Consider the following 20,843-nt stretch of genomic DNA (forward strand, 5'->3'; position numbering starts at 1 on the left):
GGACGTGCCGAACTACGCCGAGATCATGCAGACCGACCTCTCCGCGCTCACGACGGCCGCCGACGGCTGGAAGGCCGTGGCGGCACAGTTCAAGACCATGGAGGACGTCTACAAGGACGAGGTCCAGAAGGTCTCCACCGGCAACGGCTGGCTGGGCACCAGCGCCACGACCGCCGCCACCAACTCCTCCATCACCCGCCAGGAGTACGCGTCGGCGCAGAAGGAGGCGCTGGCCATGGAGTCGCTGCTCCGTGACGCGCACGCCCGGTTGACGGACCTCAAGGGCCGCTTGGTGTCCGCCGTTTCGGACGCCAAGGCCGCCGGCATGAAGGTCTCCGACGACGGCAACGCGAGCTTCGACTTCTCCAAGGTCGACGCCGGCACCGCGAAGGCGGCGCGGCACGATCCCGACCTCCCGGAGATCGAGCGGGCCTGGACCCGCCGGATCTCGGACACCGTCAAAGCGATCACGGAGTTCGACGCGGACGTCAGGACCGCCCTGCTGAACGCGTCGGGCGCGGACGGCACGGCGATGTTCGGCTTCAACCCGAAGCCCGTCAACGACGTCGAGGCGGTGGAGGCGCTGGCCCTCACCCAGAAGATCCGTGACGGCAAGGCCTCTCCGGAGGAACTGCGGCACTACGACGAGGTCCTGAAGCAGAACTCCGGGGACAAGCACTTCAGCGAGGCGTACCTGAACGGGCTGGGGGCGAAGGGCACCCTGCTGCTCGCCGACCAGATGAACCTGGCGTCGCACGACCGCGGCACGTCGACGGCCGACAGGAAGCTCTACGAATCGATCAACTCGGGCCTCGCCTGGACGATCGCCTCGGGCACCAAGGACCCGGACAGCTACGCGTACGAGCCCTTCGTGAACGGGCTCAAGGAACAGGGCGCCGAGCTGGTCGCCAAGGGCCTGCGACCGACGTACGGCTACCAGGCGCTGGTCACCCTCATGGCGCACGGCGACGGCTACGGCAGGCAGTTCCTCAACGACGTCGGCGACGGCATGATCGCGGCCGAGAAGTCGAACCCGCACATGTACGACCACCCCTACGACTCCCAGCGCCCGAACCTCGTCTCCGACCCGCTGGACGGCCTGCTCGGCATCATGGCCGAGGACCCGGACTCGGCGACGTACTTCCTCGACCCCGAGGCGCCCGGCAACAAGAACGAGCACCTGAAGTACCTGCTCACCGAGCGCGAGATGCCGGACCCCTGGTCCGCGGCCGGCGTCGGCCAGCCGATCGGGATGCACGGCGACAAGACGGCGGGCCTGGGAGCGGCCCTCCAGGCTGCGGCGACCGGTCACACGGACGGCGAGAAGCTCGGCCCGCCCGGACCGCACACCGAGGGCCAGGCCCGCGTGATGCACAACGCCGTCCGCCTCCTCGACGCCGAGATGGGCGGCGACACGTTCCCGAAGCACCTGGAAGGCCTGCGCCAGCCGATGGCGAAGGCACTGGTCGACTACGTGGCGGACACCCACGTCATCCTCGGCGGCCAGGAGTCCGACCTGGGCGGCATCAACGGCAGCGACTCGATCCACGGTTCGGGCGACGGGGCCCGGATCGCGGTCGGCCAGGGCAGCCTGGTCCGCGTGATGCGCGGCGTGGCCGACGACGGCCCGGCGTTCGCCCTGCTGGTCGAGGCGGAGCGGATGTACTCGGCGGAGCAGCTCACCGCCGCCGCCCCGTACAAGGGCGACATGCACGGTGTGAGCGCGGACTGGGACAACCGGGCCCACGACATCGGCGCGGCGGCCGGCGCCCTCAACGGCATCGGGGCCGACGTCTACAAGGACAAGGAAGACGACCAGGGCAAGTGGGCGGAAGGCACATCTGAGCACACGGCTGCCGTTGCGAACGGACTCATCGGCGAGATCCCGATCGCGGGCACGGTCGGAGGCTCGCTGATCGACTCGCTCAAGTACGAGTGGGTCGAGGGCGTCAAGGACGAGGCCGAGGACCAGGGGAAGAAGGATTCCAGCGGCAACTATGGGAAGGGCAGGCAGGCGACCAACGACCTGTTCGAGGCGTGGAGCAAGGACCGTCACATGGAAGGCGATCCTGCTTTCAAGCATGCCAAGAACATGGCGCACGACAGCTACACCAGTGGGCGGGATGCCGCTCGCGCGCACCTCCGGTCCTGACGTGTTCAAGACTCTCAGGCGGTCGACGGCTGCTCTCCTCTGTGCGCTGACCCTGGCGTCGTGCGACTCGGGCGATGCCGATGAGAAGGCGGCGAACCTGTGCGGGACCCCGTCTTCTTCGGAAGAGACCGTGCTTCTGCGGCAGGTCCTCCAGACCGAGGGCTTCACGACGAAGGCCTACAAGCCCACGGACGAACTGGTGAAGAAGCTGGAGCGCGACCTGCGGTCGATGCCTCCCGAAAGGCAGACGTACTACCACCTCACGTGCGCGTTCCAGGCGGACACCGATACACGTCTCGCCCGGGCGAGCTTCTCGTTCGCATGGGCGCCTCGAAGCGCTCCTCAGCAGCCGTGGTTCGCCGGCAATGTGTCGTACGACGTGAACGGCGCGCGTGGTGTGGCGGACAACACGAAGGCGCGGTTGCTCGTCCAGTGCGACATGCCCGGTGATCTCGCGGCGCAGTCGCAGAAGGCGTACCTGTCCGCGGACGTTTCGTACACGTTCATGGACTTCGAGCCTGACGAGAGCCAAGCGGCAACGGACAGGAAGATGGCCCTCACTGCTCTCATGACCCGCCGCGTCAACGAGGCCCTCGGTTGCGGGAACAAGCCCCTGGAGAAGTCCCCGGTCGTGAAGCCGCTGCCTACCCCCTGACCGGGAACTCGGCCCAGACCGTCTTGCCGATGCCGTGAGCGCGGGGCTCCTGCCCCCACCGGCTGGCCACGGCCGCCACCACCGCGAGGCCGCGGCCGTCCTCACCGTCGGGCCGGTGCGGTCGGGGGTCCAGGTCCACCCAGTCGCCGGCGTCGGCGACCTCGACGCGCAGGCACGCGCCGTCCCACACCGCCCGCACCCCGATCTCCCGGCCGCGGGGCGCATGAGCATGCCGTACGGCGTTGGTGACGAGCTCCGACAGGGCCAGCTCGGCGGCCTCCACGGTCAGGCGTGCGACACCCCAGGCTCGGGCCTGCTCACGGAAAAAGACCCGGGCCCAGCCAGGGCTACGAGGGCTGCGAGGGAAGAGCCAGAAGACTTCGGTCGGCAGGGATGCAGTCAGCGCCACCGGAACTCGCCTCTCTAGAGATTCGATGAAGTCGAGTGAAGCGCGCCGGCCGTCTATCGGTCAAGCTATCTCTAGAGATGTACGCAGCGTGTGCATGGGGGTGAGCAGGCGCCGACGCTTCCGTGCCTACGATGGCGAGAGATGATCGGGAGGACGCATGCCGAGTAACGGCTCCGGGCGGCAGCCCAAGTACCAGCGGATTGCTGCCGAGCTGAAGGAGGCCATCCAGGCCGGCACGTACGGGCCGGGCGACCGCCTTCCCGGCGAGAACGACCTGATGGCCACCTACGGCGTTGCACGCATGACAGCCCGCCAGGCTCTCGGCGTCCTCCAGACGCAGGGCATCGTGGAGGCCCGCAAGGGTGCCGGGGTTTTCGTCCGTGAGTTCAGACTGATCCGCCGACGCGGCATTCAGCGCCTCGGAGGCCACGTCTGGGGTGAAGGCCAGTCCATCTGGGAGGCCGACACCGAGAACCGGGACCCGTCCGTCGAACTGCTGTCCGTGGGTGAGGAGTCTGCGCCGCCGGGCATTGGGGCGCTGCTCGGGCTCGGCGAAGGCGGCCAGGTGTGCGTCCGCCGCTGACGGTTCCTTCTCGACGGTAAGCCGGTGCTCGTCTCGACGTCCTACCTGGACGCCGTCTTCACGGCCGGCACGCCCATCGCCGAGCCGGACACCGGCCCGGGCGGCATCTACGCCCGCCTCGCCGAGCTCGGCCGCGAGCCGGTCCGGTTCCGGGAGGAGATCCGGTCGCGGATGCCGGGGCCCGAGGAGGTCGAGGCCCTCGCCCTCGTGCCCGGGACGCCGGTGGTCCTGGTCTGCCGTACCGCCTTCGCCGCCGACGGACAGGTCGTCGAGGTGAACGAGATGGTGCTCGACTCCGCCGCCTACGTCCTGGAGTACGAGTTCGGCGCCGGCTGACGGCGCGGCCGGCCACGCGCCGCGTCCCTTCGGATGATGACGCTGTGTCATGGGCCCGAGGTCGCGGGCCGGGGACCTCCCCTGTGGGAGCTTGGTCGGTGAGCCGGTCCGTGTCGGTCCGGGAGCGGAGGCGCCGACGCCGTGATGCCCGCACTTTCCCGAAGCCCTGCCGCGGCAGCGGTCGCGGCCGCCCTGGCGGTGGTCCTCGTCGCCTGTCAGAGCGGCGGCGACCGCGAGCAGCGGCCTTCGCCGACGCCGCCCTCGGGCACGGAGCAGACCGTCGCCCCCGAACCGGAGGACACCGTGTTCCTGGGGGAGAGCGCCGCCAATTCCAGGCCGATCAGCGTGCCGGCGGCGTCCGTGGGCGAGCCCGCGACCCGGGACTTCGCGATCTCCAACCCCGAAGGCGAACCCAAGACCGTCCAGAACCTGTCGGCGACCACCGACAGCGGGGAGACCACGATCACGCAGGACAACTGCTCCGGCGTCGAGCTGCCGCCCGCAGGAACCTGCACGATCACGCTCCAGCACGTCGCCACCGCGCCGGGCAGCTACAGCGGGCAGCTCACCGCCGAGACCACCGACGGCGAGGTCATCACCGTCGGGATCACGGGGGAGGCGGTCGGCGCCGCGGCGAACTCCGACGGCTCAGCGGAATCCCCGAGTCCGAACCTGTCGGCCGACAGCACGCCCACCGGGGACACGCCCACCGACGACGCGTCCCCTGAGGTCACGGACTGATCTCCACCCGCACGGTGTCGTCGTCAGGCAGTGCAAGCACGACCGGCGCCCCGTCGGACACGGCATAGGAGACGACGTAGAAGCGGGACGGCGACTTCGTGAGGAGCCGGAAGCCGCGGTACTGGTAACGGTACGGCGCGGCGCCAGCGCCCTGGTCGTCGACGACGATGGCTTTGAGGTGGTGAGGGATGCGGACCTTCGAATGGACCACCACCCTCGGGCTGTCCAGGTAGTCGCTGGACGCGAGACTCTTGGCATCGGCCCAACCTGCTTGGGCCGCGTACCGCGCCATGGCGAAGAACAGGCTCATCGCTAGCAGCCCGATGAGTAAGGTGCCGCCCACGAGCCACAACCGGTCGCCCATCCGGGCCCCTTTGTGGAGCTCGCCGTCCCGGCTCCGGCCGAGGTGCATCTGTACGGCGAAGAACGCCAGCGTGGCGCCCAGCGCCACGACCAGGCAGGGCAGGAAATCGCGCATCCAGCCACTGGGGAGCTGCGGTAGCCGTCTCTCCATGAAGTAGGCCGGGAACCCGGCCAGCACCAGCAGCAGGCCGAGGGCGAGCAGGCAGCCCGTCACCCGGCGGCGCAGCGCCTCCCGCCCCGGTACGGCCAGGGCCCGGCCCACCGAGCCCAGCACCAGCAGCACCACCAGTCCGCAGATCAACAGCAGCCAGAGGGGGAAGAAGACCGCGTCCGGGCTTTTGACCACGTACGTCTGGAGGGAGAGCTGAAGATCACTCGCGGGGATGCCGAAGTAGGCGTAGTACGCGTCGGTGTAGGTGCTGCCGAAGTAGTAGAGGAGGCCGAGGACCACGGTCGCCGGGGCCGTGACGTACGCGGCCTTTTCCAGGAGCGACCCCGACCCGGTCCCCGGCCCCGCCGCCTGCGCCCCTGGTTCCGCCTCCGACGGCGGCACCGGCGACCCCCGGGCCGGCCCCGGTCCCGGCTCCGGTCCCGGCGGCTGCTCCTGCGGCTCGGGCATGCGCCCAGTCTCCGCGGGGGCGGCCCGGCCTGCACGCGGGCCGCGCCACCCGGCTGAACCGAACCGTGTGCACCTCGTCCCCGTTTCCCCCTCACCCCCGTTCCCCCCACCGGCCCCGCCCCGCGTGCGGCCGAGGTGACATATCCGCACCCTCGAGATGTTGCGGCGGGATGAAATCCGCCGGTCGGGGCGTTGGGGGAGGCGGCAGCGACGGACGGACGGGGAGGCAGAACGTGGCGGCGGCGCAGACAGCGGCAAGGACGGCGCAGACGGCCGGCGAGGGGCCGGGAGAGCACGGCGGCCCGGTGCAGCAGGGCTGGGCCAGGCGGCTCGCCGCCTATACCTGGCGCTACAAGGCCAACGTGCTGCTCGCACTCGGCTCGTCGCTCGGCGGCATGGCCGTCATGGCCTTCGTCCCGCTCGTCACGAAGGTCATCATCGACGACGTCATCGGGGAGCAGACCAAGCCGATGGCCCCCTGGGCCGGGCTGCTCGTCGGCGCCGCGGTCCTCGTGTACGCGTTCACGTACGTACGCCGCTACTACGGCGGGCGCCTCGCCCTCGACGTGCAGCACGACCTGCGCACCGACATGTACGCGACCATCGGCCGCCTCGACGGCCGCCGCCAGGACGAGCTGTCCACCGGCCAGGTCGTCGGCCGGGCCACGAGCGACCTCCAGCTGATCCAGGGCCTGCTCTTCATGTTGCCGATGACCATCGGCAACTTCCTGCTCTTCGGTATATCCCTGGCCGTGATGCTGTGGCTCTCGCCGCTGCTGACGCTCGTCGCACTGCTGATGGCGCCTGCCCTCTGGTTCATCGCGGACCGCAGCCGCAAGAAGCTGTTCCCCGCCACCTGGTGGGCCCAGGGCCAGGCCGCGGCCGTCGCCTCCGTCGTCGACGGGGCCGTGACCGGCGTCCGCGTCGTCAAGGGCTTCGGCCAGGAGGACCAGGAGACCGCCAAGCTCCGCGACGCCGGCCGCGGGCTGTTCGCCGGGCGGCTGCGGAGCATACGCCTGAACTCCCGCTACACCCCCGCCCTCCAGGCGGTGCCCGCCCTCGCCCAGGTCGCCATGCTGGCCCTCGGCGGCTGGCTGGCCACGAACGGGCAGGTCACCCTCGGCACCTTCGTCGCCTTCTCCACCTACCTCGCCCAGCTCGTCGGCCCCGTCCGCATGCTCGCCATGGTCCTCACCGTCGGCCAGCAGGCCCGTGCCGGCGTGGAGCGGGTGTTCGAGCTGATCGACACCGAGCCCACCATCCAGGACGGCACCCGGGAGCTGCCCGCCGACGCCCCCGCCACCGTCGAGTTCGACGACGTCGTCTTCGGCTACGACCCCGAGCGGCCCGTCCTCGACGGCTTCTCCCTCACCGTCGCCGCCGGCGAGACCGTCGCCGTCGTCGGCGCCTCCGGCTCCGGCAAGTCCACCGTCTCGCTCCTCCTGCCCCGCTTCTACGACGCCGACGCCGGCACCGTCCGCGTCGGCGGCCACGACGTCCGCGAGCTCACGTACGACTCGCTGCGCGCCGCGATCGGCCTCGTGCCGGAAGATTCGTTCCTCTTCTCCGACACCATCCGCGCCAACATCGCCTTCGGCCACCCGGAGGCCACCGAGGAGCAGGTCCGGGCCGCCGCCCGCGCCGCCCAGGCCGAGGCCTTCATCGAACGGCTGCCCGCCGGCTACGACACCAAGGTCGGCGAGCAGGGCCTGACCCTGTCGGGCGGCCAGCGCCAGCGCGTCGCGCTCGCCCGCGCCATCCTCACCGACCCCCGCCTGCTGCTCCTCGACGACGCCACCTCGGCCGTCGACGCCCGCGTCGAGCACGAGATCCACGAGGCGCTGCGCGCCGTCATGGCGGGCCGCACCACCCTCCTCATCGCCCACCGCCGCTCCACGCTCGCGCTGGCCGACCGGATCGCCGTACTCGACCGCGGCCGGCTCGCCGACATCGGTACGCACGAGGAGCTGGAGCACCGCTCCGCGCTGTACCGGCGGCTGCTGACCGACGCGGACGCGCTCGGCGCCGCCTCGCCGCGCACGCCCGAGGCGCCGGCGGCCACCATGGACGAGTTCGAGCGGGACTTCGAGCAGGACATCGAGGTCGAGGCCGAGATAGACGCCGAGCCGGTCAACGCCAAGCGGCGGGTCGTCGACGGGGTGACCCCCGAGCTGTGGCGCCGCCGCGAGGACAACGACACCAGGACGGCATCCTCGTCAGGAACCGCCTCCTCCGGGGCAGCTTCCGCCCCCGGAGCGCCCTCCGCGCCCCCCACCCCCGCCGCGGGCCCCCCGCACTCCATGGCCGGGGCCGTCGCCGGCACGCCGGCGACCCCCGAGCTCCTCGCCAAGGTGGCGGCCCTGCCGCCCGCCGACGACGAGCCGGAGGTCGACGAGACGCGCGCCGCGGCCGCCGAGGACAGCTACAACCTGCGCCGCCTGCTGCGCGGCTTCTGGGCGCCGCTCGCCGTCAGCCTCGGCCTGGTCGCCGTCGACGCGGGCGCCGGGCTGCTGCTGCCCGTCCTGATCCGGCACGGCATCGACAAGGGCGTCGAGCAGGCCGCGCTCGGGGCCGTCTGGGCGGCGTCCCTGCTCGCCCTCGCGGTGGTCCTCGGCCAGTGGGCGGCCCAGTTCGCCGAGACCCGCATGACGGGCCGCACCGGCGAGCGCGTGCTGTACGCCCTCCGCGTCAAGATCTTCGCCCAGCTCCAGCGCCTCGGCCTCGACTACTACGAGCGCGAGCTGACCGGCAAGATCATGACCCGGATGACCACCGACGTGGACTCGCTGTCGTCGTTCCTGCAGACCGGCCTCGTCACCGCCGTCGTCTCCGTCTTCACCTTCCTCGGCATCCTCGTCGCCCTGCTCGTCCTCGACGTCGAGCTCGCGCTGATCGTCTTCGCCACGCTGCCGGTGCTGGTCGTCGGCACCATCGTGTTCCGCCGCAAGTCGGTCGCCGCGTACGAGCTCGCCCGCGACCGGGTCAGCCTGGTCAACGCCGACCTCCAGGAGTCCGTCTCCGGGCTCCGCATCGTCCAGGCCTTCCGCCGCCAGGGCTCCGGCGCAGTCCGCTTCGCGGAGCGCAGCGACGCGTACCGCGAGGCGCGGGTGCGCGGCCAGTGGCTGATATCCGTCTACTTCCCGTTCGTGCAGCTGCTGTCCTCGGCCGCGGCGGCGGCCGTCCTGGTCGTCGGTGCGGGCCGGGTCGAGGCGGGCACGCTCACCACGGGCGCGCTGGTGGCGTACCTGCTGTACATCGACCTGTTCTTCGCCCCGGTCCAGCAGCTCTCGCAGGTCTTCGACGGGTACCAGCAGGCGACCGTCTCCCTCGGCCGGATCCAGCAGCTGCTGCGGGAGCCGACCACCACCCCGCTGCCCGCCGACCCGCGCGGGGTGCGGGAGCTGCGCGGCGAGATCGCGTTCGAGGACGTGCACTTCGCGTACGGGACCGCCGAGGAGCACGGCGAGAAGGGCAGCGAGGCCCTGGCCGGAATCAGCCTGCGCATACCGGCGGGCCAGACCGTCGCGTTCGTCGGCGAGACCGGGGCGGGCAAGTCCACGCTGGTGAAGCTGGTCGCCCGGTTCTACGACCCGACCGGCGGCCGGGTCACCGCCGACGGCACCGACCTGCGGGAGTTCGACCTGACGGCGTTCCGCCGCCGGCTCGGGGTGGTCCCGCAGGAGCCGTACCTCTTCGCCGGGACGGTGCGCGACGCGATCGCGTACGGGCGGCCCGACGCGAGCGACGCGGAGGTCGAGGCGGCCGCCCGCGCGGTCGGCGCCCACGACATGATCGCCACGCTCGACGGCGGCTACCTGCACACCGTCGCCGAACGCGGCCGCAACCTCTCGGCCGGGCAGCGCCAGCTGATCGCCCTGGCCCGTGCGGAACTCGTCGACCCGGACGTGCTGCTGCTCGACGAGGCCACGGCCGCCCTCGACCTGGCCACCGAGGCGCAGGTCAACCAGGCCACGGACCGGCTCGCCGGCAGGCGCACCACCCTGGTGGTGGCGCACCGGCTGACCACGGCCGCGCGCGCGGACCGGGTCGTGGTCATGGACCGCGGCCGGGTGGTGGAGGACGGCACCCACGCCGAGCTCCTGGCCCGCGACGGCCGGTACGCCGTGCTGTGGCGGACGTTCGTCGGCGAGGACGAGCACGCCGCGGCCTGAGGCGTTCCGGCCTCCTGCCCCAGCCCCCCGGATCTTGCAGGGTGCAACCTTCCGGGGGGTCTGCGCGTCGTACGGACGTACGTATGACGCACATAAGTACGCCCAATTGACCGGGGGGCACTGTGGTACGCGGAGGAAGGCGGGGCGGCCGGGGGGCCGTCCGCGCGGGGGTGTCGACGGCGGTGCTCGCGCTCTGCCTGGGGGGACTGTTGGGGGCGCCGCCGGCCCGGGCCGCCGGGGGCGGCTGTGAGGGGCAGCTCGTGAAGACGCTGCCGTTCCCCGCGGGGGAGGTGCGGATCTTCAAGAGCCGCACCCAGGCCTGCGCCGTCGCCCTCACCCGGGATCCGGGCAGGCGCCGGCCGATGGCGGTGAGCATCCAGCCGCGCGGTGGGGTTCCGGTCCGCGATCTCGGGCAGTTCACCCGATATGCCGGACCTGTCACCGTGGGTGCGATCAACCGCTGTGTGTATGTAAGGGGGAGCGTCGCGGTCGGGTCCGTCGAGTCCGGCTGGATCCTGTGCTGAACGTGCGTCCCAACTGGGTCTGGTCAGCTGCGTGTTGACCCCGCTAGGTTCACGTGCGACCGCAGTGAACTCAAGGGGAGGGTGAATGCGCAAGACGCTTGGCCGGCTGCTGCCGCTCGCCGTGCTGATCGGCACCATGGGCACGGCCGGCTTCACGGCTCAGGCGGCCACCGCCGCAGAGCCGACCGCCGCAGTGCCGGCCATCGCCGCACAGGCCGCCACCACGGACATCAAGGACCAGATCCTCGCGATTCCGGGCATGAGCCTGATCGAGGAGAAGCCGTACCCCGGTTACCGCTTCTTCGTGCTGAACTACGAGCAGCCGATCGACCACCGGCAGCCGTGGAAGGGCACCTTCAAGCAGCGCATCACCCTGCTGCACAAGGACGTCTCCCGGCCCACGGTGTTCTACACCTCGGGCTACAACGTCAACACCAACCCGCGCCGGGCCGAGCCGACGACGATCGTCGACGGCAACCAGGTGTCGATGGAGTACCGGTTCTTCAACCCGTCCCGCCCCGACCCGGCGGACTGGTCGAAGCTGGACATCTGGCAGGCCGCCAGCGACCAGCACCGCATCTTCACCGCGCTGAAGAAGCTCTACCCGAAGAACTGGCTCGCCACCGGCGGCAGCAAGGGCGGCATGACCGCGACGTACTACGAGCGCTTCTACCCGCGCGACATGGACGGCGTCGTCGCGTACGTCGCGCCCAACGACGTCGTCAACAAGGAGGACTCGGCCTACGACCGGTTCTTCGCCAAGGTCGGCACCAAGGAGTGCCGCGACAAGCTGAACGCCGTCCAGCGCGAGGCGCTCGTGCGCCGCGAGCCGCTGGAGGCCAAGTACGCGGCCGCCGCCACCGGGAACGGTTGGACCTTCAACACCGTCGGCAGCCTCGACAAGGCCTACGAGGCCGTCGTCCTCGACTACGTGTGGGCGTTCTGGCAGTACAGCCTGCTGTCCGACTGCGGCACCATCCCCGCGGACGCCAAGGCCGCCAGCGACCAGGAGATCTGGGACTCGATCGACGCGATCTCCGGCTTCTCGGCCTACGCCGACCAGGGCCTGGAGACGTACACGCCGTACTACTACCAGGCCGGCACGCAGCTCGGCTCGCCGGACATCAAGCAGCCGCACCTCAAGGGCCTGACCCGGTACGGCTACCAGCCGCCGCGCAACTTCGTGCCGCGCGACATCCCCATGACCTTCCAGCCGGGGGTCATGGCGGACGTGGACAACTGGGTGAAGAACAACGCCCACCAGATGCTCTTCGTCTACGGGCAGAACGACCCGTGGGGCGCAGAACCGTTCCATCTCGGCTACGGGACCCACGACAGCTACGTGATGATCGCGCCCGGCGCCAACCACGGGGCCAACGTCGCCAAGCTCCAGGAGGGCGAGAAGGCGCTGGCCACGCAGCGGATCCTGCAGTGGGCCGGGGTCGCCACGTCCGCCGCGGCCCTCGACGCGGGCCGGGCGGCGCCGCTGGCGAAGCCGGACGCCCAGCTCGACCAGAGGGACCTGGAGCGCGAGCCGCAGCTGCGGCCGTAACCCCGGTCCCCCGCGCCGCGGGCTGGCGTACGGGATCAGCCGTACGCCAGCCCGTGGCCCAGCGGGTAGCGGTCCGGCACCGGGACCGGCAGCCGGCCCACCGGCCGCGCCCTACCGGTCACCACCCGGGCCGCCGCCCGCATCTCCACGTCGGACCAGGTGTACGTCGCCAGCTCGGCCGCGCACTCCGGCAGCCGGGCCGGGTCGTAGGGGTTGCGGATCGCCACCGTGACCACCGGCACCCCGGTCGCCACCAGGTCCGCCACCAGCGTGCGCTGCGGACTGTCCCCCTCCGGCACGTTGTACGTGCACACCAGCACCGCCGCGTTGCCCTCGGCCGCGGCCACCGCCCGCTCGGGCGGCACCGCCGTCGCCCGGCAGCCCAGGGCGGTCAGCTCCCGGGCCAGTACCACCGTCGGGGGACCCGTCGTACCGCTGGCGGAGGCCGGGTCGGTCCCGGTGACCAGCAGCGCGGGCGCGGCCGACGGGTCCAGCGGCAGCAGCTTCACGGGATTGGCCAGCAGGGTCGTCGTACCCGCCGCGATCTCGTCGGCGGCGGCCAGGTGCGTCGTGGTGCCCACAACCCCGTCCATCCGCCCCGCCGTGGTCTGCGGCCGGTCGAACAGGCCCCGGCGCGCCTTGAGTTCCAGGATCCGCAGCACCGACTCGGCGATCCGGGTCTGCGTCAGCTCGCCGGACTCCACCGCGGCGACCACGCTGCGGAACGCCAGGCCCAGGTCCGGCGGGTTCAGCAGCTGGTCGCAGCCCGCCTTCAGGGCCAGCACCGGCACCCGGTCGTCCCCGTACTTCTGGCGGACGCCGGCCATGTCGAGGGCGTCGGTGACCACCACCCCGCGGAAGCCGAGGCGTTCGCGCAGGATGCCCGTGACGATCGGCCGCGAGAGGGTCGCCGGGTCCCCCGAGGGGTCGAGCGCGGGGAAGACGATGTGCGCCGTCATCACGGCGTCCACGCCCGCCTCCACCGCCGCCCGGAACGGCGGCTCGTCCAGCTCCTCCCAGCGGGCCCGGCTGTGCGTCATCACCGGCAGCCCGATGTGGCTGTCGGTCTCGGTGTCGCCGTGGCCGGGGAAGTGCTTGGCCGTCGCGGACACCCCCGCGCCCTGGTAGCCGCGCACCTGGGCGGCGACCAGCGCGGCCACCGCCTTCGGGTCGGAGCCGAAGGACCGGACGCCGATCACCGGGTTGGCCGGGTTCACGTTCACGTCGGCCACCGGCGCGTAGTCCTGCCGGATGCCCATCGCGGCCAGCTCGGCCCCCGCGATGCGCGCCGCACGGCGGGCCTCGGCGGTGGCCGACGCCCTGCCGCCGCGCGCGCCCAGGGCCATCGCCCCGGGCAGCAGGGTCGCGGGCTTGCCGATCCGGGCCACCGCGCCGTGCTCCTGGTCGATGGAGAGCATCAGCGGGATCCCGGCCCCCGTGGCCGAGGCCGCCTGCTGGAGCCCGGCCGAGAGGTCGGCGATCTGCTGCGGCCCCCGCGTGTTGCCCGCCCAGGAGAACAGGACGATCCCGCCGAGGTGGTAGCGGGAGATCAGTTCGGCGGCGGTGCGCACCCCGAAGTTCTTCTGGTTCTTCTCGGCGTCGGCCGGCTCGGGTTCGGTCGCGGAATGCCCGAAGACCCGGGACACGAAGAGCTGCCCGACCTGCTCGGTCAGGCTCATCCCGGCCACCACGCGGCGCAGTTCGGCCCGGTCGGGGGCCGGACCGGGGGACCGGTCGCCGGGGCGGCCGTCCCCGCGGCGGGTGCCCCCGGATCGGCCCGGGGAGCCCGAGGGGGCGGGGGGACCGGAGGCGGCGGTGGGGTCTGCGGAGCTGCCCAGGGCGTACGAGACGGCCCCGGCGGCTGCGGCTGCGGCCACGGCGGCCGCGGTGAGCAGGGACCGGCGGGAGGCGTGGTTCGGCACGCGCCGGACCCTACTGCGGGGGCGTGCTCCCGCCGTCGAGGACACGGCCGGGGTCCCCCGGACGGGCTTCTGCCCGGGCCCAGTGCTGCTGCAGGGTGCGTACGACCTCGGTGATCGCCGGCCGGCGGGCCGCCCCCGTCCGCCACAGGGCGTACAGCCTGCGTACGGGGCCCGGTTCGAGCGGCACCGCCACCGCCCCCGGCGGCAGCGCACCGGTGCCGAGCCGGGGTACGACGGCCACGCCGAGCCCGGCCGCGACCAGGGCGACGATCGTGTGGTTCTCCTCGGCCACATGGGCGACGTCGGGTTCGAAGCCGGCCGTGCGCAGCGTGCGTACCAGCCAGTCGTGGCAGACCCGGCCGGGCGGCTGGCACACCCACCGCTGGCCGCCGAGGTCCGACCTGCGGATCACTCCACGGGTGGTGAACGGGTGCCCCTCGGGTACCACCAGATCGCACGGGTCGTCGCCGATCACGGCCTGGTCGACGCCCTCGGGGGCCGGCAGCGGGGCGATGTCCCAGTCGTGGGCCACCGCCAGGTCGCTCACCCCCCGGGCCACGAGGTCCACCGACAGGTGGGGGTCCACCTCCGTGAGGCGTACGTCCAGGGCGGGATGACGGCGCGCCAGGTCGGCCAGCACACTGGGCAGCAGGCCGCGCGCCGCCGAGGCGAACGCGGCCACGGTCAGCAGTCCGCTCGGCCGGCCGCGGCGCTCCTCCAGGGTGGTCTCGGCCTGCTCCACGATCATCAGCAACTCGCGGGCGGTACGGGCCAGGTGCCAGGCCTCCTCGGTCAGGGCGACCCCGCGCCCGCGCCGCTCCAGCAGCGTGGTGCGGGTCTCGCGTTCCAGCTTGGCGATCTGCTGGGAGACGGCCGAGGGGGTGTATCCGAGGGCGGCCGCCGCGCCCGCGACCGAGCCGTGGACGGAGACGGCGTGCAGGGCGCGCAGCCGGGAGAGGTCGAGCATGGTCCAACCGTAAGCAATGCTTCATCCATCCCGGAAGGGATCCGCGCTGGTGCTACATGGTCGCGCCGCCGATGCTCGGAGCATGCGTCCAGTTCACACGGCTCTCGCCGTCCTCGTCGCCGCCGTCTGGGGCGTCAACTTCGTCGTCATCCAGATCGGGCTCGGCCACTTCCCGCCCCTGCTGCTGTCCGCCCTGCGCTTCCTCGCCGCCGCGCTGCCCGCGGTGTTCTTCGTCGGGCCGCCCAAGGTCGCGTGGAAGTGGATCCTCGGCGTCGGGGCCGCCCTCGGCATCGCCAAGTTCGGCCTGCTCTTCACGGGGATGGCCGCAGGGATGCCGGCCGGGCTGTCCTCCCTCGTCCTCCAGGTCCAGGCCGTGTTCACCGCCGTCCTCGCGGCCGCGGTGCTGCGGGAGCGGCCCGGGCCCGTCCGGCTGGCCGGCATGGGCGTCGCGCTCGCCGGGATCGCCGTGGCCGCCGTCGACGGGGGCACCTCCGGGCCGGTGCTCGGCTTCACCCTGGTCGTCGCGGCCGCCGCCTGCTGGGGCGTGTCCAACGTGCTCACCCGCAAGGCGGCCCCGCCCGACGCGCTGAACTTCATGGTCTGGGTGTGCACGGTGCCCGTGCTGCCGCTGCTCGGGCTGTCGCTGCTGCTGGAGGGAGCCGAGCGGGACCTGGCCGCGCTGCGTGCCCTGGACTGGTCCGGGGTGGGCGTCATCGCGTACGTCGCCTGGATCTCGACCGTGTTCGGCTTCGGCGCCTGGGGGTACCTGCTGCGGCGCTACCCGGCCTCGGCCGTCGCCCCGTTCTCGCTGCTCGTGCCCGTGTTCGGGATGTCCTCGGCGGCCCTGGTGCTGGGCGAGAGCGTGTCCGGGCTGCGCTGGGTGGCGGCGGTGCTGCTGGTCGGCGGCGTCGCGCTGACCTCGCTGGCCCCGGCGCGGCAGCCGCGGACGGGTGCGGCGGGTGCGGACCCGTCCGCGTCCGGCGGGGTGCGGGCGCCGGCGGCATCGTCGTCCGCCGTCAGTTCCGCCGTCAGCGCGGGGAGTCCTCCTGCAGGGGCAGCCGCCAGTCCTGCCCCGTGAGGGTGGCGCCGTACGAGCGGTGCGGCCGCTCGGCGACCAGGGTGAACCCGGCGCGCCGGTAGAGGGCCCGGGCCGCGGCCAGCACGTCGTTGGTCCACAGCACGAGCTCGCGGTAGCCGGCCGAGCGGGCGAACGCGACGACCGTGTCGACCAGGAGGGTCCCGACGCCGCGCCCGCGGCCCTCCGGTTCCACCAGCAGCAGGCGCAGCCGGGCCGTGCCGGGAGATCCGTCCTCGCGGACGCACATCACCGAGCCGACCGGCCTGCCGTCCAGCTCGGCGATCCAGACCCGTTCCAGATGTGGATCGTGGTCCTCGGCGAAGTCCGCGACGATACGGGCCACCAGGGCCTCGAAGTCCGTGTTCCATCCGAACTCGGCGGCATAGAGCGCGCCGTGCCGCTGCACGATCCAGCCCAGCTCGCCGGGTTCCGGATCCCGCAGCCTCACCTGTCCGCCGGAGGTGTCCATGACGACCGAGGATAGCGCCCGGGAGCCCGGCCGAAACGCCTGGTTCGCGGTGGCTTGCAGGCATTGCGCAGGCACCCGGAACCGATCCGAGGTAATGGAAACGTAAAGTTCCGATTCCGGGTGCAACCCCCGGGCGCACAGGCGGGTCGTAGGGTGCGTCGGTGCTTCCGGGGAGGGATCTGGGGGGATCGGGAAGTCCGACGAGGGAGGGGTAACCGTGAGGGGGTCCGGCCGGGGAGGCCGGGCCCCCTTCTCGCGTCGCGGCGGGGGGTTTTCCACAGGGCTGCCGGGCTGTCCGAGCCGGACGGTAACTTCGTGCCATGACAACCAACGGGGCGGTGCAACTGGCGGTGGTCGAGGGGGTGCTCGAACGCATCACCTACGCCAACGAGGAGAACGGCTACACGGTCGCCCGCGTCGACACAGGCCGGGGCAGCGGCGACCTGCTGACCGTCGTGGGCGCACTGCTCGGGGCCCAGCCCGGCGAATCGCTGCGCATGGAGGGCCGCTGGGGCTCCCACCCCCAGTACGGCAAGCAGTTCACCGTGGAGAACTACCGCACCGTGCTGCCCGCCACCATCCAGGGCATACGCCGCTACCTCGGATCCGGCCTGATCAAGGGCATCGGCCCGAGGATCGCCGACCGGATCGTCGAGCACTTCGGCACCGACACCCTCGACGTCATCGAGAGCGAGCCCAAGCGGCTCGTCGAGGTGCCCGGCCTCGGCCCCAAGCGGACGAAGCTGATCGGCGCCGCCTGGGAGGAGCAGAAGGCCATCAAGGAGGTCATGGTCTTCCTCCAGGGCGTCGGCGTCTCCACCTCCATCGCGGTCCGCATCTACAAGAAGTACGCCGACGCCTCCATCTCGGTGGTGAAGAACCAGCCCTACCGGCTCGCCGCCGACGTGTGGGGCATCGGCTTCCTGACCGCGGACCGCATCGCGCAGGCCGTCGGCATCCCGCACGACAGCCCGGACCGGGTCAAGGCCGGCCTCCAGTACGCCCTGTCCCAGTCGACCGACCAGGGCCACTGCTTCCTCCCCGAAGAGCGGCTGATCGCCGACGGGGTCAAGATGCTCCAGGTCGACACCGGGCTGGTCATCGAGTGCCTCGCCGAGCTCGCCGCCGACCCGGAGGGCGTCGTACGGGAAGCCGTGCCCGACCCGGAGGGCGGACCCGACCTGACGGCCGTCTACCTGGTGCCCTTCCACCGGGCCGAGCTGTCGCTGGTGGGCCAGCTGCGCCGGCTGCTGAACGCCGAGGACGACCGGATGGGGTCCTTCCGGGAGGTGGACTGGGACAAGGCCCTGCGCTGGCTGGCCGGCCGCACCGGGGCCGATCTGGCGCCCGAGCAGCGCGAGGCCGTCAAGCTGGCACTGACCCGCAAGGTCGCCGTCCTGACCGGCGGGCCCGGCTGCGGCAAGTCCTTCACCGTGCGGTCGATCGTCGAGCTGGCCCGGGCCAAGAAGGCCAAGGTCGTGCTGGCCGCGCCCACCGGCCGGGCCGCGAAGCGCCTGTCGGAGCTGACCGGGGCCGAGGCGTCCACCGTGCACCGGCTGTTGGAGCTCAAGCCGGGCGGGGACGCCGCCTACGACCGGGACCGACCGCTCGACGCCGACCTGGTCGTCGTCGACGAGGCCTCGATGCTGGACCTCCTGCTGGCGAACAAGCTGGTCAAGGCCGTGGCGCCGGGTGCGCACCTGCTCCTCGTCGGGGACGTGGACCAGCTCCCCTCGGTCGGCGCCGGGGAGGTGCTGCGCGACCTGCTGGCGGACGGCAGCCCCGTGCCCGCGGTCCGCCTGACCAGGATCTTCCGCCAGGCCCAGCAGTCGGGCGTGGTCACCAACGCCCACCGGATCAACACCGGCCTGACGCCCCTGACCGACGGTCTCCCGGACTTCTTCCTCTTCGCCGAGGAGGACACCGAGGAGGCCGGCCGGCTCACCGTGGACGTGGCCGCGCGGCGGGTTCCGGCCAGATTCGGCCTCGACCCCCGCCGTGACGTGCAGGTACTCGCCCCCATGCACCGCGGCCCGGCCGGCGCGGGGAACCTCAACAGCCTGCTCCAGCAGGCCGTCACCCCGGCCCGCCCGGACCTCGCCGAGAAGAGGTTCGGCGGCCGGGTCTTCCGGGTCGGCGACAAGGTCACCCAGATCCGGAACAACTACGAGAAGGGCGCGAACGGCGTCTTCAACGGCACCGTCGGCGTGGTCACCGCCCTTGACCTGGTCGAACAGCGCCTGACGGTGCGGACGGAGGAAGATGAGGAGGTCGGGTACGACTTCTCCGAGCTGGACGAGCTGGCGCACGCGTACGCCGTCACCATCCACCGGTCCCAGGGGAGCGAATACCCGGCGGTCGTGATCCCTGTCACCACCGGGGCCTGGATGATGCTCCAGCGCAACCTGCTCTACACGGCGGTGACGAGGGCGAAGAAGCTGGTCGTCCTGGTCGGGTCCCGCAAGGCCCTGGCGCAGGCAGTGCGTACGGTTTCCGCAGGCAGGAGGTTCACGGCGGTCGCCCCTAGGCTGTCCGGCCGCATCCCGGTGGGAAACGGCGCCTAGGGTTTCCGCATTTGGCGCGGAGGGGGCAGGATAAGCAGGTTGGCGGCACTCAGTGCCGCCAAAATGCCTAAGGCCGACCCCGAGTGCACTCTCCTGCGCCAAATGGGGGAAGGTAGAGGAAGTCAGGGCACCTCGAAGAAGAGGCACTACGTCGGTGAGGGATGACGTGAGCGACAACTCTGTAGTACTCCGGTACGCGGACGGTGAATACACCTACCCGGTGGTCGAGAGCACCGTCGGTGACCAGGGCTTCGACATCTCGAAGCTGAGGGCCCAGACCGGGCTCGTCACCTTGGACAGCGGTTACGGCAACACCGCCGCCTACAAGTCCGCGATCACCTACCTCGACGGTGAGCAGGGCATCCTGCGCTACCGCGGCTACCCGATCGAGCAGCTGGCCGAGCGCTCGACCTTCCTTGAGGTCGCGTACCTGCTGATCAATGGTGAGCTGCCGACCGTCGACCAGCTCGCGACGTTCCGCAACGAGATCACCCAGCACACCCTGCTGCACGAGGACGTCAAGCGGTTCTACGACGGCTTCCCGCGCGACGCGCACCCGATGGCCATGCTGTCCTCCGTGGTCAGCGCGCTGTCGACGTTCTACCAGGACAGCCACAACCCGTTCGACGAGAAGCAGCGCCACCTCTCGACGATCCGCCTGCTGGCCAAGCTGCCGACGATCGCGGCCTACGCGTTCAAGAAGTCGGTCGGCCACCCGGTCGTGTACCCGCGCAACGACCTCGGCTACGTCGAGAACTTCCTGCGCATGACCTTCTCCGTGCCGGCCCAGGAGTACGAGCTGGACCCGGTCGTGGTCTCCGCGCTCGACAAGCTGCTGATCCTGCACGCGGACCACGAGCAGAACTGCTCCACCTCCACGGTCCGCCTGGTGGGCTCCTCGCAGGCGAACATGTTCGCCTCGATCTCCGCCGGCATCTCGGCCCTGTGGGGCCCGCTGCACGGTGGCGCCAACCAGTCCGTGCTGGAGATGCTCGAGGGCATCCAGGCCAACGGTGGCGACGTCGACTCCTTCATCAACAAGGTGAAGAACAAGGAGGACGGCGTCCGCCTGATGGGCTTCGGCCACCGCGTCTACAAGAGCTTCGACCCCCGCGCGAAGATCATCAAGGCTGCGGCCCACGATGTCCTCTCGGCCCTCGGCAAGTCCGACGAGCTGCTCGACATCGCCCTGAAGCTCGAAGAGCACGCGCTCTCCGACGACTACTTCGTCCAGCGCAACCTGTACCCGAACGTGGACTTCTACACGGGTCTGATCTACCGCGCCATGGGCTTCCCGACCGAGATGTTCACCGTGCTCTTCGCGCTCGGCCGGCTGCCCGGCTGGATCGCCCAGTGGCACGAGATGATCAAGGAGCCGGGTTCCCGCATCGGCCGCCCGCGCCAGATCTACACCGGTGTCGTCGAGCGCGACTTCGTGCCGGTCGAGGCCCGCTGACCCCAGCGGTCCCGAGCCGTCGGGCCGGCCGTACGCGGCCGGCCCGGTCCCGGAGCAGCGAAAAGCGCCCCGCCGTCGATCCCCCCACGGGTCGACGGTCGGGGCGCTTTTCCTGTCCCCGGCACCGGATTCCCCCCACGGGATCCGAGCCGGGTGTCGGCGAGGAGCGCAGGCCGGTTGCGCTCCGGTCGGGTGTCTGCCGGGACCCGCACGGGTCGGGAGGGCCGCTCAAAGCACCCCGTTGAGCACGCGTCCCGGCCGGCCGATGCCACGGATGTCCC

Annotated in this window: 13 protein-coding genes and 2 pseudogenes; 10 read left to right on the forward strand and 5 right to left on the reverse strand. The window is 71.7% G+C overall.

Annotated features, from left to right (window positions below; translation table 11 throughout):
• The first annotated feature begins 4 nt into the window (after positions 1-4).
• Together ACSHWO_RS21930 and ACSHWO_RS21935 are read left to right on the forward strand one after the other, a co-directional pair.
• Positions 5-2,152, forward strand: a complete 2,148-nt coding sequence (locus tag ACSHWO_RS21930) for a hypothetical protein (RefSeq protein WP_438314033.1) — start codon at positions 5-7, stop codon at positions 2,150-2,152.
• Between the two features lies 1 nt (position 2,153).
• The gene (locus tag ACSHWO_RS21935) at positions 2,154-2,807 is read left to right on the forward strand and encodes a hypothetical protein (RefSeq protein ID WP_438314036.1); all 654 of its coding nucleotides are present in this window, start codon (positions 2,154-2,156) and stop codon (positions 2,805-2,807) included.
• Here ACSHWO_RS21935 and ACSHWO_RS21940 read toward each other — a convergent pair.
• Positions 2,797-3,216 (reverse strand): ATP-binding protein, encoded by a 420-nt coding sequence (locus ACSHWO_RS21940; protein ID WP_438314039.1) that lies wholly within the window; start codon positions 3,214-3,216, stop codon positions 2,797-2,799. The genes ACSHWO_RS21935 and ACSHWO_RS21940 overlap by 11 nt on opposite strands.
• Positions 3,217-3,373: 157 nt before the next feature.
• Here ACSHWO_RS21940 and ACSHWO_RS21945 point away from each other — a divergent pair.
• Positions 3,374-4,135 (forward strand): annotated as a pseudogene (locus ACSHWO_RS21945) (GntR family transcriptional regulator).
• A 144-nt stretch (positions 4,136-4,279) separates the two neighbouring features.
• Complete coding sequence (locus tag ACSHWO_RS21950; RefSeq protein WP_438314042.1) at positions 4,280-4,876, forward strand: hypothetical protein; 597 nt, start codon at positions 4,280-4,282, stop codon at positions 4,874-4,876.
• On the opposite strand, the gene ACSHWO_RS21955 is transcribed toward ACSHWO_RS21950, so the two are convergent.
• Positions 4,866-5,858, reverse strand: coding sequence for a hypothetical protein (locus tag ACSHWO_RS21955; protein ID WP_438314045.1), 993 nt, complete (start codon positions 5,856-5,858; stop codon positions 4,866-4,868). The genes ACSHWO_RS21950 and ACSHWO_RS21955 overlap by 11 nt on opposite strands.
• 305 nt (positions 5,859-6,163) lie before the next feature.
• Between ACSHWO_RS21955 and ACSHWO_RS21960 the strand changes: the two genes are divergently transcribed.
• The 3 genes from ACSHWO_RS21960 to ACSHWO_RS21970 all read left to right on the forward strand — a co-directional run bounded on the left by ACSHWO_RS21960 (position 6,164) and on the right by ACSHWO_RS21970 (position 12,106).
• Positions 6,164-10,030, forward strand: a complete 3,867-nt coding sequence (locus ACSHWO_RS21960) for an ABC transporter ATP-binding protein (protein ID WP_438319216.1) — start codon at positions 6,164-6,166, stop codon at positions 10,028-10,030.
• A 260-nt stretch (positions 10,031-10,290) separates the two neighbouring features.
• Entirely contained in the window at positions 10,291-10,554 is a 264-nt protein-coding gene (locus ACSHWO_RS21965) for a hypothetical protein (RefSeq protein ID WP_438314048.1), read from the forward strand.
• 85 nt (positions 10,555-10,639) lie between these two features.
• Positions 10,640-12,106 (forward strand): aminopeptidase, encoded by a 1,467-nt coding sequence (locus ACSHWO_RS21970; RefSeq protein WP_438314051.1) that lies wholly within the window; start codon positions 10,640-10,642, stop codon positions 12,104-12,106.
• A 35-nt stretch (positions 12,107-12,141) separates the two neighbouring features.
• Here ACSHWO_RS21970 and ACSHWO_RS21975 read toward each other — a convergent pair whose 3' ends face one another.
• On the reverse strand, positions 12,142-14,028 hold the full coding sequence (locus tag ACSHWO_RS21975; protein ID WP_385847824.1) for a glycoside hydrolase family 3 protein: 1,887 nt from the start codon (positions 14,026-14,028) through the stop codon (positions 12,142-12,144).
• Positions 14,029-14,038: 10 nt separating this feature from the next.
• Entirely contained in the window at positions 14,039-14,995 is a 957-nt protein-coding gene (locus ACSHWO_RS21980; protein WP_438314054.1) for a LysR family transcriptional regulator, read from the reverse strand.
• 82 nt (positions 14,996-15,077) lie between these two features.
• Here ACSHWO_RS21980 and ACSHWO_RS21985 point away from each other — a divergent pair, with 82 nt between their 5' ends.
• The gene (locus tag ACSHWO_RS21985; RefSeq protein WP_438314057.1) at positions 15,078-16,073 is read left to right on the forward strand and encodes an EamA family transporter; all 996 of its coding nucleotides are present in this window, start codon (positions 15,078-15,080) and stop codon (positions 16,071-16,073) included.
• On the opposite strand, the pseudogene ACSHWO_RS21990 reads toward ACSHWO_RS21985, so the two are convergent.
• Positions 16,024-16,521 (reverse strand): annotated as a pseudogene (locus ACSHWO_RS21990) (GNAT family N-acetyltransferase); the annotation flags it as partial. The gene ACSHWO_RS21985 and the pseudogene ACSHWO_RS21990 sit on opposite strands and share 50 nt — an antisense overlap.
• A 341-nt stretch (positions 16,522-16,862) precedes the next feature.
• On the opposite strand from ACSHWO_RS21990, the gene recD2 reads away from it, so the two are divergent.
• Both recD2 and ACSHWO_RS22000 read left to right on the forward strand, forming a co-directional pair.
• A complete protein-coding gene (recD2, locus tag ACSHWO_RS21995; protein ID WP_385847835.1) occupies positions 16,863-19,106 on the forward strand; it encodes an SF1B family DNA helicase RecD2 in 2,244 nt (747 codons plus the stop codon).
• 166 nt (positions 19,107-19,272) lie between these two features.
• Positions 19,273-20,562, forward strand: coding sequence for a citrate synthase (locus ACSHWO_RS22000; protein ID WP_361084331.1), 1,290 nt, complete (start codon positions 19,273-19,275; stop codon positions 20,560-20,562).
• Positions 20,563-20,843: the final 281 nt, after the last annotated feature.

Source organism: Streptomyces pallidus (ex Mingjun et al. 2026) (assembly GCF_051550185.1).
Classification (GTDB): Bacteria; Actinomycetota; Actinomycetes; order Streptomycetales; family Streptomycetaceae; genus Streptomyces.

Excerpts from the sequence above, each read along its gene's own strand:
- ACSHWO_RS21950 (WP_438314042.1), top strand. The coding sequence starts at position 4,280 with ATGCCCGCACTTTCCCGAAGCCCTGCCGCGGCAGCGGTCGCGGCCGCC.
- recD2 (WP_385847835.1), top strand. The coding sequence starts at position 16,863 with ATGACAACCAACGGGGCGGTGCAACTGGCGGTGGTCGAGGGGGTGCTC.
- ACSHWO_RS21980 (WP_438314054.1), bottom strand. The coding sequence starts at position 14,995 with ATGCTCGACCTCTCCCGGCTGCGCGCCCTGCACGCCGTCTCCGTCCAC.
- ACSHWO_RS21970 (WP_438314051.1), top strand. The coding sequence starts at position 10,640 with ATGCGCAAGACGCTTGGCCGGCTGCTGCCGCTCGCCGTGCTGATCGGC.
- ACSHWO_RS21955 (WP_438314045.1), bottom strand. The coding sequence starts at position 5,858 with ATGCCCGAGCCGCAGGAGCAGCCGCCGGGACCGGAGCCGGGACCGGGG.
- ACSHWO_RS21985 (WP_438314057.1), top strand. The coding sequence starts at position 15,078 with ATGCGTCCAGTTCACACGGCTCTCGCCGTCCTCGTCGCCGCCGTCTGG.